Annotated in this window: 10 protein-coding genes; 8 read left to right on the plus strand and 2 right to left on the minus strand. The window is 63.4% G+C overall.

Translation table 11 applies throughout. The features are described from left to right. Window positions 1–22 precede the first annotated feature (22 nt). The 7 genes from hisS to ACJA3S_RS04455 all read left to right on the plus strand — a co-directional run bounded on the left by hisS (window position 23) and on the right by ACJA3S_RS04455 (window position 7,531). Complete coding sequence (gene hisS / locus ACJA3S_RS04425; RefSeq protein WP_075043833.1) at window positions 23–1,312, plus strand: histidine--tRNA ligase; 1,290 nt, start codon at window positions 23–25, stop codon at window positions 1,310–1,312. A gap of 39 nt (window positions 1,313–1,351) precedes the next feature. Then, window positions 1,352–1,990, plus strand: a complete 639-nt coding sequence (locus ACJA3S_RS04430; RefSeq protein ID WP_186686258.1) for a tetratricopeptide repeat protein — start codon at window positions 1,352–1,354, stop codon at window positions 1,988–1,990. Further along, on the plus strand, window positions 1,991–3,133 hold the full coding sequence (bamB, locus tag ACJA3S_RS04435; RefSeq protein WP_170028355.1) for an outer membrane protein assembly factor BamB: 1,143 nt from the start codon (window positions 1,991–1,993) through the stop codon (window positions 3,131–3,133). 117 nt (window positions 3,134–3,250) lie between these two features. After that, window positions 3,251–4,717 carry a ribosome biogenesis GTPase Der gene (der, locus tag ACJA3S_RS04440; protein ID WP_296231713.1) on the plus strand — a complete coding sequence of 489 codons (1,467 nt, stop codon included), beginning with the start codon at window positions 3,251–3,253 and terminating at the stop codon, window positions 4,715–4,717. A 210-nt stretch (window positions 4,718–4,927) separates the two neighbouring features. Further along, window positions 4,928–6,076 (plus strand): pyridoxal phosphate-dependent aminotransferase, encoded by a 1,149-nt coding sequence (locus ACJA3S_RS04445; RefSeq protein WP_406820955.1) that lies wholly within the window; start codon window positions 4,928–4,930, stop codon window positions 6,074–6,076. Then, window positions 6,064–6,855, plus strand: a complete 792-nt coding sequence (locus ACJA3S_RS04450) for an amidohydrolase (RefSeq protein WP_406820956.1) — start codon at window positions 6,064–6,066, stop codon at window positions 6,853–6,855. Before ACJA3S_RS04445 ends, ACJA3S_RS04450 begins: the two co-directional genes overlap by 13 nt. 115 nt (window positions 6,856–6,970) lie before the next feature. Beyond that, window positions 6,971–7,531, plus strand: a complete 561-nt coding sequence (locus ACJA3S_RS04455) for a hypothetical protein (RefSeq protein ID WP_406820957.1) — start codon at window positions 6,971–6,973, stop codon at window positions 7,529–7,531. A gap of 54 nt (window positions 7,532–7,585) precedes the next feature. Here the strand turns inward: ACJA3S_RS04455 and ACJA3S_RS04460 are convergent, their stop codons facing one another. Continuing rightward, window positions 7,586–10,138 carry a PepSY domain-containing protein gene (locus tag ACJA3S_RS04460; protein ID WP_406820958.1) on the minus strand — a complete coding sequence of 851 codons (2,553 nt, stop codon included), beginning with the start codon at window positions 10,136–10,138 and terminating at the stop codon, window positions 7,586–7,588. A gap of 94 nt (window positions 10,139–10,232) precedes the next feature. Here ACJA3S_RS04460 and ACJA3S_RS04465 point away from each other — a divergent pair, with 94 nt between their 5' ends. Beyond that, the gene (locus ACJA3S_RS04465) at window positions 10,233–10,697 is read left to right on the plus strand and encodes a hypothetical protein (protein ID WP_406820959.1); all 465 of its coding nucleotides are present in this window, start codon (window positions 10,233–10,235) and stop codon (window positions 10,695–10,697) included. Between the two features lie 44 nt (window positions 10,698–10,741). Here ACJA3S_RS04465 and ACJA3S_RS04470 read toward each other — a convergent pair whose 3' ends face one another. Further along, the gene (locus ACJA3S_RS04470; RefSeq protein ID WP_406820960.1) at window positions 10,742–13,024 is read right to left on the minus strand and encodes a TonB-dependent receptor; all 2,283 of its coding nucleotides are present in this window, start codon (window positions 13,022–13,024) and stop codon (window positions 10,742–10,744) included. Window positions 13,025–13,096: the final 72 nt, after the last annotated feature.

A 13,096-nucleotide genomic window follows, 5' to 3' on the forward strand; every position in this document is an offset into this window, starting at 1 on the left:
CCCGAATTCGTAAGGACTTTTCGTGAGCAAATCGCTGCAAGCCATCCGTGGCATGAACGACATCCTGCCTGAACAGTCGCCGCTGTGGCGCTACTTCGAAGGCACCGTGGCCGGCCTGCTGGATACCTACGGGTACAGCCAGATCCGCACGCCGATCGTCGAGTTCACCGAGCTGTTCAAGCGCTCCATCGGTGAAGTGACCGACATCGTCGAAAAAGAGATGTACACCTTCGAGGACCGCAACGGCGATTCGCTGACCCTGCGCCCGGAAGGCACTGCCGCCTGTGTACGTGCGGTGCTCGAGCATGGCATCACCGGCAACGGCCAGGTACAGAAACTGTGGTACATCGGCCAGATGTTCCGCCACGAGCGCCCGCAGAAAGGCCGCTACCGCCAGTTCCACCAGATTGGCGTGGAAGTGTTCAACCTGGACGGCCCGGACATCGACGCCGAGCTGATCATGCTGACCTGGCGCCTGTGGGGCCTGCTGGGCATCCAGGACGCGGTCAAGCTGGAGCTCAACAGCCTGGGCACCAGCGAAGCCCGTGCGCGCTATCGCGATGCGCTGGTCGAGTTCCTCTCGGCACGCCTGGAGCAGCTGGATGAAGACAGCCAGCGCCGGCTCAAGAGCAACCCGCTGCGCATCCTCGACAGCAAGGACCAGAACACCCAGGCGGTGCTGGTCGGTGCGCCGAAGCTGGAAGACTACCTGGACGAAGAATCGCGCGTGCACTTCGAGGGCCTCAAGGCCCGCCTGGACGCTGCCGGTATCCCGTTCGTGATCAACACCAAGCTGGTGCGTGGTCTGGACTACTACAGCAAGACCGTGTTCGAGTGGGTGACCGACAAGCTCGGCGCCCAAGGCACGGTCTGCGCGGGTGGCCGCTACGACGGCCTGGTCGAGCAGATGGGCGGCAAACCGACCCCGGGCGTCGGTTTCGCCATGGGCATCGAGCGCCTGATCCTGCTGCTGGAAACCCTGGGCAAGGTGCCCGAGTCCATCAGCCGGCAGATCGACGTCTACCTCTGTGCCTTCGGCGAACAGGCCGAACTGGCTGGCCTGCGCTTGTCCGAAGGCCTGCGCGACCGTCTGCCGGGCCTGCGCCTGGCCGTCAACGCCGGGGGCGGCAGCTTCAAGAGCCAGTTCAAGAAAGCCGACAAGAGCGGCGCGCTGTTCGCGCTGATCCTCGGTGATGACGAGCTGGCCAAGCAAGAGATCGGCTTCAAGCCCCTGCGTGGTCAGGGCGAACAACAGAACATTGCCTGGGATGCTCTGGCTGAGCACCTGGAAACCGCGATCGCGCAGGCGTAACGCGGTTCAACAAGCGAATAGGCGAAAAGGAGTATTGGGGTGTCGAGTACCGATGATGAACTGGCAGGGGTCAAGGACTGGTGGAACCGCAACGGCAAGCCGCTGCTGACCGGTGCCCTGCTGGCTGGCGTGGTGGTGTTGGGCTGGAATACCTGGCACAAGTACCAGAACAATCAGTCGCAAGGTGCCTCGCAGCTGTACCAGGCCTTGCTGGAAACCAGCCTGACGCCCACTGGCCAGCCTGACGCGACCAAGGTTGCGGAGCTGGCCGGCAAGCTCAAGAGCGAGTTCGGCGGTACCGCCTACGCCCAGTACGGCAGCCTGTTCGTGGCCAAGGTCGCGGTCGAGAGCGGCAAGCTCGACGACGCCGCTGCCGAGCTGAAAAGCGTGCTGGACAAGCCGGCCGATGCCACCCTGGGCGAAATTGCGCGGCAGCGCCTGGCTCGCGTACTGGCCGCCCAGAACAAGGCCGAGGACGCCCTCAAGCTGCTCGACGGGGACGCCGACCAGGCCTTCCTGGCCAGCCGTGAAGAGTTGAAGGGTGACCTGCTGGTGCAACTGGGTCGTGCCGATGACGCGCACAGTGCTTACGAGAAAGCCAAGGCTGCGTTGTCCGATGAGGCGGCGGTCGGTGGCCTGCAATTGAAGCTGGATGACTTGGCCAAAGGGGACGCGTAAGTGATCGGTTGGAAACATGCAGCAGTGTTGACCCTGGCCGTACTGGCCGCGGGTTGCAGCAGCAACAGCAAGAAGGAACTGCCCCCGGCCGAGCTGACCAAGTTCACCGAGGAAGTGGTGCTGAAGAAGCAGTGGAGCCGCTCGATCGGTGACGGCCAGGGCGAAACCTACAACACCCTGGTGCCGGCCATCGAAAACGACCGCATCTACGCCTCCGACGTCAATGGCGAGGTCTTTGCCCTCGACCGCATCACCGGTGACGTGGTGTGGAAGAAGGACCTCGAGCTGCCGGTTTCCGGTGCTGTCGGCGTCGGCTATGGCCTGGTCATGCTGGGTACCCTCAAGGGTGAAGTGATTGCCCTGGACTCCAGCACTGGCGAGGAGCGCTGGCGCTCTCGGGTGACCAGCGAAGTGCTGGCCCCGCCTGCCAACAATGGTGATGTGGTGGTCGTGCAGACCCAGGACGATCGCCTGATCGGCCTGGATGCCGCTACCGGTGACCGCCGCTGGATCTACGAGAACAGCCCGGCCGTGCTGACCCTGCGGGGCACCGGTGCGCCGATCGTCACCAACCGCCTGGCCGTTGCCGGCCTGTCCACCGGCAAAGTGGTGGCGGTAGACATCAACAACGGTGTGCCGGTGTGGGAAAGCCGTGTGGCGATTCCGCAAGGCCGTTCCGAGCTGGACCGTGTGGTCGATATCGACGGCGGCCTGCTGCTGTCGGGTGGTACCCTGTACGTCAGCACCTACCAGGGCCGCGTCGCGGGCCTGGACCTGGAAAGCGGCCGGGTGCTGTGGCAGCGTGATGCCTCCAGCTACGTGGGTGTCGCCCAGGGCTTCGGCAACGTCTACGTCAGCGAAGCTTCCGGCACTGTCGAAAGCGTCGATGAACGCTCTTCCAGCGCGCTGTGGAGCAACGACACCATGGCGCGTCGCCAGCTGACCGCGCCGGAAGTGTTCTCCAGCTACGTGGCAGTGGGTGACTTCGAAGGTTACCTGCACCTGCTGAGCCAAGTCGATGGCCGCTTCGTCGGCCGTGAGCGTATCGACAGCGATGGCTTGCGTGCCCGCCCACTTGTGGTTGGCGACACCATCTACGTCTTCGGCAACAGCGGCAAGCTCGAGGCACTGACCATCCGCTGAAGCTATGCTTGAAGCCTTGGCGGGCTTCAAGCCGCGGCGCTGGACGCGCCGCCCGAACTCCGGCCGCTGCCTTGCAGCGGCCTTTGCATTTTCAAGAATTCAAGAGTGGAGAGCCGAATGGTTCCCGTAATCGCCCTGGTGGGCCGCCCGAACGTCGGCAAATCCACCATGTTCAACCGCCTGACCAAGACCCGCGATGCCATCGTCGGGGACCTCTCGGGCCTGACTCGTGACCGCCAGTATGGTGATGCCACCTGGCAGGGTCGTTCCTTCATCCTGATCGACACCGGCGGTATTACCGGTGACGAAGTGGGCATGGACGAGAAAATGGCCGAGCAGTCGCTGATGGCCATCGAAGAAGCCGACTATGTGCTGTTCCTGGTCGATGCCCGTGCTGGCATGACCGCCGCTGACCAGATGATCGCCGAGCACCTGCGCAAGCGGAACAAGGAAGCGATCCTGGTTGCCAACAAGATCGACAACATCGATGCCGACGTCGCCCGCGCCGAGTTCTCGCCGCTGGGCATGGGCAATGCCATTCCGGTGGCGGGCTCCCAGGGCCGTGGTATCAATGCGTTGATGGAGGCCGTGCTCGGCCACCTGCCACGCGACCAGGTCGAGGAAGCGTTGGACGCCGAAGTCGCCGAAGGCGAAGAAGCGGTGCGCATCCCTGGCCCGAGCGAGAAGGACGGCATCAAGATCGCCATCATCGGCCGCCCCAACGTGGGCAAGTCGACCCTGGTCAACCGCATGCTCGGCGAAGAGCGCGTGGTGGTGTACGACCAGCCGGGCACCACCCGTGACAGCATCTACATCCCGTTCGAGCGCGATGACGAGAAGTACACCTTCATCGACACCGCCGGCGTGCGCAAGCGCGGCAAGATCCACGAGGAAGTCGAGAAGTTCTCGGTGGTGAAGACGCTGCAGGCGATCAAGGACGCCAACGTGGTGATCTTCGTCATGGACGCCCGCGAAGGCGTGGTGGACCATGACCTGAACCTGCTGGGCTTCGCCCTGGAAGCCGGCCGCGCCATTGTCATCGCCCTGAACAAGTGGGACGGCATGGAGCCGGGCGAACGCGACTACGTGAAGACCGAGCTGGAGCGCCGGCTGTTCTTCGTCGACTTCGCCGACATTCACTTCATCTCCGCCCTGCACGGCACCGGCGTAGGCCACCTGTACAAGTCGGTGCAGGCCGCGTTCAAGTCGGCCGTGACCCGTTGGCCGACCAGCCGCCTGACGCAGATCCTCGAAGATGCCGTGAGCGAGCACCAGCCGCCGCTGGTGAATGGCCGCCGCATCAAGCTGCGCTATGCCCACCTCGGTGGTGCCAATCCGCCGCTGATCGTGATCCACGGTAACCAGACCGACAAGATCCCGAAGTCGTACTCGCGCTACCTGGAAAACACCTACCGCCGCGTGCTGAAACTGGTCGGTACGCCGATTCGCATCGAATACAAAGGCGGTGAGAACCCGTACGAGGGCAAGAAGAACACCCTCACCGATCGTCAGGTCAACAAGAAACGCCGCCTGATGTCGCACCACAAGAAGGCCGAGAAGAAGCGTCGCGACAAGAAACGCTGATTTCGCGTCAGCTTCTTCGCGGGCTTGCCCGCTCCTACAGATACGGTACGACCCTTGAGCTACGTGCAGTACCTGTGGGAGCGGGCAAGCCAGCGATTCGCCCTTTGACCCAGCGCAATGCCCCCAGCGTTTCAACCTTTTTCCTGACCGCTCGATCCGCTATGCTCGGACTCCAACCCGTGCCGGATACACCCCAGGAAAGAGGGCTTCATGATCCGCAGCAAACTGCCGAACGTCGGCACGACCATCTTCACCAGCATGTCCCAGCTCGCCGCGCAGACCGGTGCGCTCAACCTGTCGCAAGGCTTCCCCGACTTCAACGGCCCGCAGGCGCTGCTCGATGCAGTGGGCCGGCATGTGGCTGCCGGACATAACCAGTATTCACCAATGACCGGCCTGCCGGCCTTGCGCCAGCAGGTGGCGGCCAAGGTCGCGCGGCTATACGGCGCACAGGTGGATGCCGACCAGGAAGTGACCATCACACCCGGTGCCACCGAGGCGATTTTCTGTGCCATCCAGGCGCTGGTCCACGCTGGCGACGAAGTGATCGTCTTCGACCCGTGCTATGACAGCTACGAACCATCCGTGGAATTGGCCGGTGGCCGTTGCGTGCATGTGCGCCTGAGCGCTGGCGACTTCCGTATCGACTGGCAGCAGTTCGCCGATGCGCTCAGCCCGTGCACGCGCCTGGTCATCCTCAACTCGCCGCACAACCCCAGCGGTGCGCTGATCAGCCGCGCAGACCTGGACCAGCTGGCGCAGCTGATCGCTGATCGTGATATCTACCTGGTCAGCGATGAAGTGTACGAACATCTGCTCTATGACGGTGTGCGCCATGCCAGCGTACTGGCCCATGAGCAGCTGTACTCGCGCGCTTTCGTGGTCAGCTCGTTCGGCAAGACCTATCACGTTACCGGCTGGAAGACCGGTTATGTGATCGCGCCGCCGGCGCTGAGTGCCGAGCTGCGCAAGGTGCACCAGTACGTCAACTTCTGCGGGGTGACGCCGCTGCAGTGCGCCTTGGCCGAGTTCATGGTCGAGCACCCCGAGCATATCGACCAGTTGCCGGCCTTCTACCAGGCCAAGCGCGACCTGTTCTGCGGTTTGCTGGACAGCTCGCGGTTTCGTTTCACCCGCACGGCGGGTACCTATTTCCAGCTGGTGGACTATTCGCATATCCGCCCGGACCTGAACGATGTCGACATGGCACTGTGGCTGACCCGTGAGCACGGTGTGGCGAGCATCCCGGTGTCGGTGTTCTACCAGCAGCCCATCCCCGAGCAACGCCTGGTCCGCCTGTGCTTTGCCAAACGAGAGGAGACGCTGCGTCAGGCAGCGGAAAGACTATGCGCGATCTGAGCACACTGCCCAACCTGAAAGTCGCCCTGGTGCAAACCACCCTGGCCTGGCACGACCGCGAGGCCAACCATGCGCACTTCGAGGAGCTGCTGGCGCAGGTCGGCGAGGTGGACCTGGTGATTCTGCCGGAAATGTTCACCACCGGTTTCTCGATGCAGTCGGAGAGCCTGTGCGAGCCTGAGAATGGCCCCACCTACAAATGGTTGAAGGCCCAGGCGAAGAAGTGCAACGCGGTTGTCACCGGCAGCGTGATCATCCAGGCCGCCGATGGCAGCCACCGTAACCGCCTGTTGTGGGCACGGCCGGATGGCGAGATCCTGCACTACGACAAGCGCCACCTGTTCCGCATGGCCGGTGAGCACAAGCACTACACCCCAGGCGAGCGCCAGGTGCAGTTCGAGCTCAAAGGCTGGCGGATTCGCCCGCTGATCTGCTACGACCTGCGCTTCCCGGTGTGGAGCCGCGATGCCCAGGACACCGACCTGCTGCTATATACCGCCAACTGGCCGGCTGCGCGCCGCCAGCACTGGAACCGCCTGCTGCCGGCCCGGGGCATCGAGAACCTGTGCTATGTGGCGGCGGTAAACCGGGTGGGCACCGATGGCAAGGGCTTCGCCTATTCCGGCGACAGCCAGGTGCTGGACTTCCAGGGCGAGAGCCTGCTCAGTGCCGGGGAGGCGGACGGGGTGTTCACCGCCGTGTTGAGCGCGGCGGAACTGGCGGCGTACCGGGCCAAGTTCCCGGCCAACCTGGATGCCGATACCTTCGAACTGCACTGACCCCGATGAGGCGCTGCACTGGCGACTGCGGTCCTGGAACAACTTCGCCGTGCCCGACAAGCCTGCCGTTGATCATGCTGCCTGGACATTCTTCAGTACATGATCAGGGGGCTTCATGTTTCACCGGAATTTCACCGCAGAGTTACATTGCAGCAAGGCTCCCTATGTAGGGCGAGTGGGCGTTACCGCCGCGTTGCCGGGTTCGTTATTGAGCGCCGAGGAAGATGGCTGGCTGGTCATCGATCGACGCTACAAATCCCATCACGTCCAGCCCATTCGCTTCAAGTTCGAATACCAGGCGCACACTGAGGATCGTGTGCACTACATGATCGCGTCCTCAACGCGTTTCCGTGGGCTGGCCGATGGAACCTTGGGTTTTAGCATCAATGGCTATGTCGGGTTCTACGGTATTACCACCACCCATGAGGTACTCAATCACGTTTCGCCGCTGTATTGGGCGCTTGCCAAGCAAGCCACTGTTTCTTACTGGAAGGTTGAGGTGCTCGGTGCCTGGGATGGCACGGTGGAGGGTGCCGAACGGCTGGATATTCATTTGCGTGACAGCACAGGACGTCGGATTGCCGTAAATCGAGCCTCGATCAATGGTGATGAATACCTGAACGTAGAAAGCGGAGAAGTACTGACTTTTCAACTGCGCAATGTGAGCCTGATTTGAACGTACAGCCTGGCGCCCTGCTCGCAGGGCCCGGATCGCTCGGGCGGATCGGCATCAGTACACATCACGACGATACCGCCCAGCTTCGATCAACTGCTGCACGGCCGCTTCCCCAAGGATGCCATGGAGCGCCGCGTCTACTCCGGCAGCCATGCCTTGCAGGCTGCCGCAAACATACAGGCAGGCCCCGTCAGCGACCCAGCGCTTGAACTCATCGGCCTGTTGCCACAACACATCCTGCACATACACCTTCTCGGCCTGGTCCCGCGAAAACGCCAGGTCCAGGCGCGCCAGGTCGCCGCTGGCCAGCCAGCCTTGCAGTTCGTCGCCACACAACAGGTCGTGCGCCCGGTTGCGCTCACCAAACAGCAGCCAGTTGCGCTGCTCACCTGCATTTACCCGCGCGCGGATCAGGCTGCGCAGGCCGGCCAGGCCGGTGCCGTTACCGATCAGTACCAGCGGTGCCGCCGTTTCCGGCAGGTGGAAGCTGCTGTTACGCCGCACCCGCAGGCTCAGCGTGCCGTTCAGCGGCAGGTACTCGGTCAGCCAGCCGGAGCCCAGGCCCAGCTGGCCATCGGCGTGGCGTTCCTGGCGCACGAGCAGTTCCAGCACGCCATCGCTGGCGAGCGAGGCGATCGAGTACTCGCGGCTGCCGATCGGCACCAGTGCATCGACCAGCGCTTGCGGCTGCAAGCCGACCAGATGCTCGCGATGCACCGGCAACTGACGGCCGGCCAAGGCCTGGGCGAGGGTTTCAGCCAGGCCGTTCACCTGCACCTTGGCCCCGGCATCCAGCGCCATGCCAGCGAGGAAGGCGTCGATCCGCGGCTGGCCATTGAGTGGCAGGATCTCGACGAGGTCGCCGGCTTCCCAGCTGGCGGGCTGTTGCGGTTGCAGGCCGAGCAGGTACACCGGTTGGCCCTGACTGCCCGGGTTGAGCAGTACGCGGTGCACCAATGACCAGTTGCCGAAGCTCGGCGGCTGCCAGGCAGCCACTGGCTGGGCGCCAGTCAGTTGCGCCAGTTCCTGCTGCCACTGCTGCAGGGCGGCCTGGTCGGCGTTGTCCACTTCCACCGGGCTGAACGCGCTGCTGGCACCGCGCTCACCCAGCCACCCCTGCAGGCGCCGGGCGAAGCCGCAGAAGTGCGGGTACTGGCGGTCGCCGAGGGCGAGCAGGGCATAGCTGAGGTTGTTCAGCGCCCAAGGCTGGCCGAGCACCTTGCGCTCGAACACGCGGGCGCTGTCCGGGGCTTCGCCGTCGCCGAAGGTGCTGACCACGAACAGCGCACGGCGGGCCTGGCGCAGGTCACTTTCCCCCAGCTCGGCCAGGGCGCGTACCTGTACCGCCAGGCCGGCAGCCTGCAACTGACCGGCGCTCTGCCAGGCAAGCTGTTCGGCCAGGCCGCTCTGGCTGGCAAAGCCGATCAGCCAGCTGTCGCCGCTGCCATGGCTGTCGGCGACCTTGCCCCGCGCGGCGCGCACCTGGCGCTTCTTGCGGCGGCGGTCGAGGTACAGCAGCCAGCCGGTGACGAAGAACAGCGGCATGCTCAGGCTGGCGAGGGTGACGATGATGCGCCCCGGCAGGCCGAAGTATTCGCCGACATGCAGGGCGTAGACGCTCTGCAGCAGTTGCGCCTTGAAGGATTTTTCGCTGTAGCGGTCATGTTTTTTTACCTGGCCGGTGGCCGGGTCCAGTACCAGGGTGTTGAAGGCACGCGGATGGTCGGCGTTTTCCAGCAGGTAGAACAGGTTGGCCGGTTGGCCGCCCACCGGTGGCAGGCGCAGGTTGTACATGGCCAGGCCCGGGCCCGCAGCGTCCTTGAGGTTGGCCCAGATCGCGTCATAGTCGACCACCAGCGGCGGGGCGTTCTTGTCGCTGTGCTGCGGCCCGTGGCGGCCACGGCCTTCGCCACGTTGCTGCTGCTGGCCGCTGGCTGGCGCGTCGGCCAACAGCCGGTTCAGGCCTTCGCGGTACCACTCGTAGGACCAGAACAGCCCCGTCAGGGCGAACAGCAGGTAGAACAGCAGGCACCAGGTGCCGGCCACGGCGTGCAGGTCCCAGTTGAACGCACGGCCCGTCTTGGCCCAGTCGAAGGTCAGCCAGGCGCGCCAGTCCAGCGCCTTGCGCGGCCAGCGCAGGTACAGGCCGGACAGGCAGAAGAACACCAGCATCAAGGTGCAGGCACCGGTAATCTGCCGGCCAGTGTCGCCCATGGCCAGAAAACGGTGCAGGTTGAGCATGAGGTTGAAGAAGCCTTGGCCGGCGGCTTCACCCTTGAGTTCTCCGGTGTAGGGATCGGCATAGCGCAGTTGGCCACGGCGCTCGCCCGGTGGCGGCGTGAAGAAGACACGTGCGGCATTGCCGGCGCGCACGTCAACCCACAGCATCGCCACCTTGTCGTGTTGCTGGGCCTCGACCCGCCGTACCAGCTCGGCCGGCGGCAGCACGCCTTCGGCGCGCACTTCTACCTTGAGGACATCGGCATTGAAGGCACGCAGCAGTTCATCCTGAAACGAATACAAGGCCCCGGTAATGCCCATCAAGGCCAGCACCAGGCCGGCGCTGATGCCGAACAACCAGTGCAACTGGAACAGCGTCTTTTTCACGTAATGCGGTCCTTGGAAACGGTTCGGCCTGTGGGCAGGGCGGCGAGCGACAGTAAATTGAGGGCGCCTTTCCTTTCAATCTCGGGATAGACCAATGTCACACATGTTATCCAGGAGCTTTACCGCGCACATTTCCGTACTTGGCGAAGAACACCATAAACGTTTGGGCGTAACACTTTCATCTGTGCCTGCCCAGAGCGGTTGGCTCACCACAGTTGAGGGCGACGAACGTAGCCTGCCGATTGATTTCAGGTTTGATTTCATCCACCGCGAGTCTGAAGCGCGCCTGCTTTACATGATTACCAGTGTCACGCGCGAAGGAGGTTACTGGCAAACGCAGCTCAATCTCAGCCGCAATGGTTATGCTGGGTTGTATCGGGTGGACGCCGAAGACACCCGCTGGAAAGTCGAGCCGCTCAATGCCTGGAACGATGAGTCCGATCTGCAATTTCACCTGCGCACGGCCAGTGGTGAACGCCTGGGTAGAACCCACGACGGATTGCTCAATGCGTGCGAGGGAAATATCGTCGTATTCAAAGCCAAGGTTATAGGTTACTGAGCTGCCACATCACTCCTGGGCCAGGGCCCAGGAGTTTCTCACGATCAGAAGTGCACGCTGGTGGTCAACAGCGCAGTCCGCCCGGCCGCCTGGTTGGCGAAGTGGGTGGAGAACGCCTTGTCGTAGTACACCTCGTTGGTCAGGTTCTGCACGTTCAGTTGCAGGTCGACATTCTTGGTCAGCTTGTAGGCGGCCATGGCGTCGTAGCGCACGTAGCTGTCGACCATGGTGGTGTTGGCCACGTTGCCATACACGTCATCCACGTAGAACGCGCCACCGCCGACGGTCAGCTTCGGTGTAATGGCGTAAGTGGTCCACACGCTGGCGCTGTTGTTCGGCGTGTTCGGCAGCTGGTTGCCATCGTTGGCCTTGCCCATTGGCCCGCCGTCGATCTGGCGGGCTTGCAGGTAGGTGTAGCCGGCGAACACCTGCCACTTGTCGGTCAGCTTGCCGCTGGCCGACAGCTCGATGCCTTGGACCCGGGTTTCGCCGACGTTTTCGTAACTGGTGGTGTCCACCTGCACACGGGCGTTTTCCTTCTCGGTGCGGAAAATCGCGGCTGCCAGCGACAGGCGTTCGTCCAGCAAGTCCCACTTGGTACCGATTTCGTAGTTGCTGGTTTCTTCCGGTTCCAGGTCGCTGCTGAGAATGTTGCCGCCGCGGTCAGTGGTGCCTGACTGTGGGTTGGTCTCGGTACCTTCGCCGAGCATGGCGCCAGGCGGAGTCGCGGATGTGGCGTAGGAAACATAGATGCTGCCGTTCTCGGCCGGCTTCCAGACCAGGCCCAGCTGGCCGGTGAAGAATTCACTCTTGTCGCGGCCTTTGAGAGGGACGCCATTCTTGTTCACGCTGGTTGCGCCATTGGCGTTGTAGGTGCGGAAGCGGGTATCGAAATGGTCGTAGCGCAGGCCCATGTTCAGCAGCCACTGGGGCGTCAGCTCCAATGTGTCGAAAGCATAGATCGCCCGGGTCTTGCCGCTGGTCTTGGTACCGGCGTAGTTGCGCGTGACGGTGCCGTCCCAGGCGTCATCCGGGTTCGGGTCGCTCAGCGAGGTGCAGCTACCGCCATTGCCGGGCCCGCTGCAGGTGAGCTTGCTGTTGGGCGTGACGGTGTAGCTCTGACGGTCGGAGTCTTCCTTGCTGAGCTCGATACCGGTGGAAAAACTGTTCTTGAAACCTGCCACGAAGAACTCGCCGAACAGGTCGGTCTGGTTGGTGGTGGTAGCGGTATTGCCCACACGGCTGTTGGCGCGACGCCATACACCGTTGTTGTTCACGTTGCCGGCACTGTCGTCAGGCTGGGTCAGCACATAGTCCTGCATGCTGTTGCCGTGACGCAGGGTGTTCTTGATGGTCAGCGCATCGCTGAGGTCGTGCTCGATGGCGATGGTCGCGATATCGGTGCGGGTCTTGCGGAAGTCGCGGCCGGTCAGGCCGTAGAAGTTGTCGCTGTCACCGCCATCGATCGGCTTGCTCGGATGGGCCGAGGTACGCGCGTTGCTGCCGCCAGCCGGGATGCTGTAGGGGATGCCGGAGTCCGGCAGGTCGTCGCTTTCCAGGTGGTAGTAGTCGAGGTTGACGCGGGTCGGCGTGCCCAGGCCGAAGGCCAGCGATGGGGCGATACCCCAACGGTCGTAGTTGACCTTGTCGCGGCCGGCGACGTTGCTTTCGTGGGTCATCAGGTTCAGGCGCCCGGCCGCGCTGTCGCTGAACTGGTAGTTGCCATCGAAGGTGTAGCGCTGGGTCTGGTCGCTGCCCCAGGTCCAGGCGCCGTCCAGCGAGTTGCCCAGGTGCGCGCGCTTGCTCACCAGGTTGATGGTGCCACCCGCGGCGCCGCGGCCACCGATGGCCGAGTTCGGGCCCTTGGCCACTTCCACCGATTCGATGGCGAAGATCTCGCGGGTTTGCGCGCCGGTATCACGTACACCGTCCAGGTAGGTGTCGCCCTGGGCATCGAAGCCGCGGATGAACGGGCGGTCGCCTTGCGGGTTGCCACCTTCGCCAGCACCGAAGGTGATGCCCGGCACGGTGCGCAGGGCGTCCTGCAGGGTCAGGGCGCTGGTGTCCTTGATCACCTGCTGCGGGATGACGGTGACCGAGCGCGGGGTGTCCACCAATGGTGCGGTGTACTTCTGCGAGGAAGCCTTCTCGACCTTGTAGTCGGTGCTGGCCTGTTCGGCCTTGCCCTGGACGCTGGTGGCATCCAGGGTGATCGCGTTGCTGGCGGCCGGGTCGGCGGCGTAGGCCGTCGAGGCGCTGAGGGCAACGCCGATGGCGGACGCGATCAGGCGTGGTGAACTCACTGCAGTTGGTACGGATTGGCGCATTGCTCAGGACCTTCCCCAAGGTTTCAAGGCCGCGGATCTTAATGTAAGCAATTAGGAGTCTCAATTGAGATC

Origin of the sequence: Pseudomonas sp. KnCO4, assembly GCF_045344305.1 — a bacterium.
Taxonomy (GTDB): Bacteria; Pseudomonadota; Gammaproteobacteria; order Pseudomonadales; family Pseudomonadaceae; genus Aquipseudomonas; species Aquipseudomonas anuradhapurensis.

What these genes read in the sequence shown, in the direction of transcription:
- ACJA3S_RS04470 (WP_406820960.1), bottom strand. Translation starts at nt 13,024, where the DNA reads ATGCGCCAATCCGTACCAACTGCAGTGAGTTCACCACGCCTGATCGCG.
- der (WP_296231713.1), top strand. Translation starts at nt 3,251, where the DNA reads ATGGTTCCCGTAATCGCCCTGGTGGGCCGCCCGAACGTCGGCAAATCC.
- ACJA3S_RS04465 (WP_406820959.1), top strand. Translation starts at nt 10,233, where the DNA reads ATGTCACACATGTTATCCAGGAGCTTTACCGCGCACATTTCCGTACTT.
- ACJA3S_RS04445 (WP_406820955.1), top strand. Translation starts at nt 4,928, where the DNA reads ATGATCCGCAGCAAACTGCCGAACGTCGGCACGACCATCTTCACCAGC.
- ACJA3S_RS04455 (WP_406820957.1), top strand. Translation starts at nt 6,971, where the DNA reads ATGTTTCACCGGAATTTCACCGCAGAGTTACATTGCAGCAAGGCTCCC.
- ACJA3S_RS04450 (WP_406820956.1), top strand. Translation starts at nt 6,064, where the DNA reads ATGCGCGATCTGAGCACACTGCCCAACCTGAAAGTCGCCCTGGTGCAA.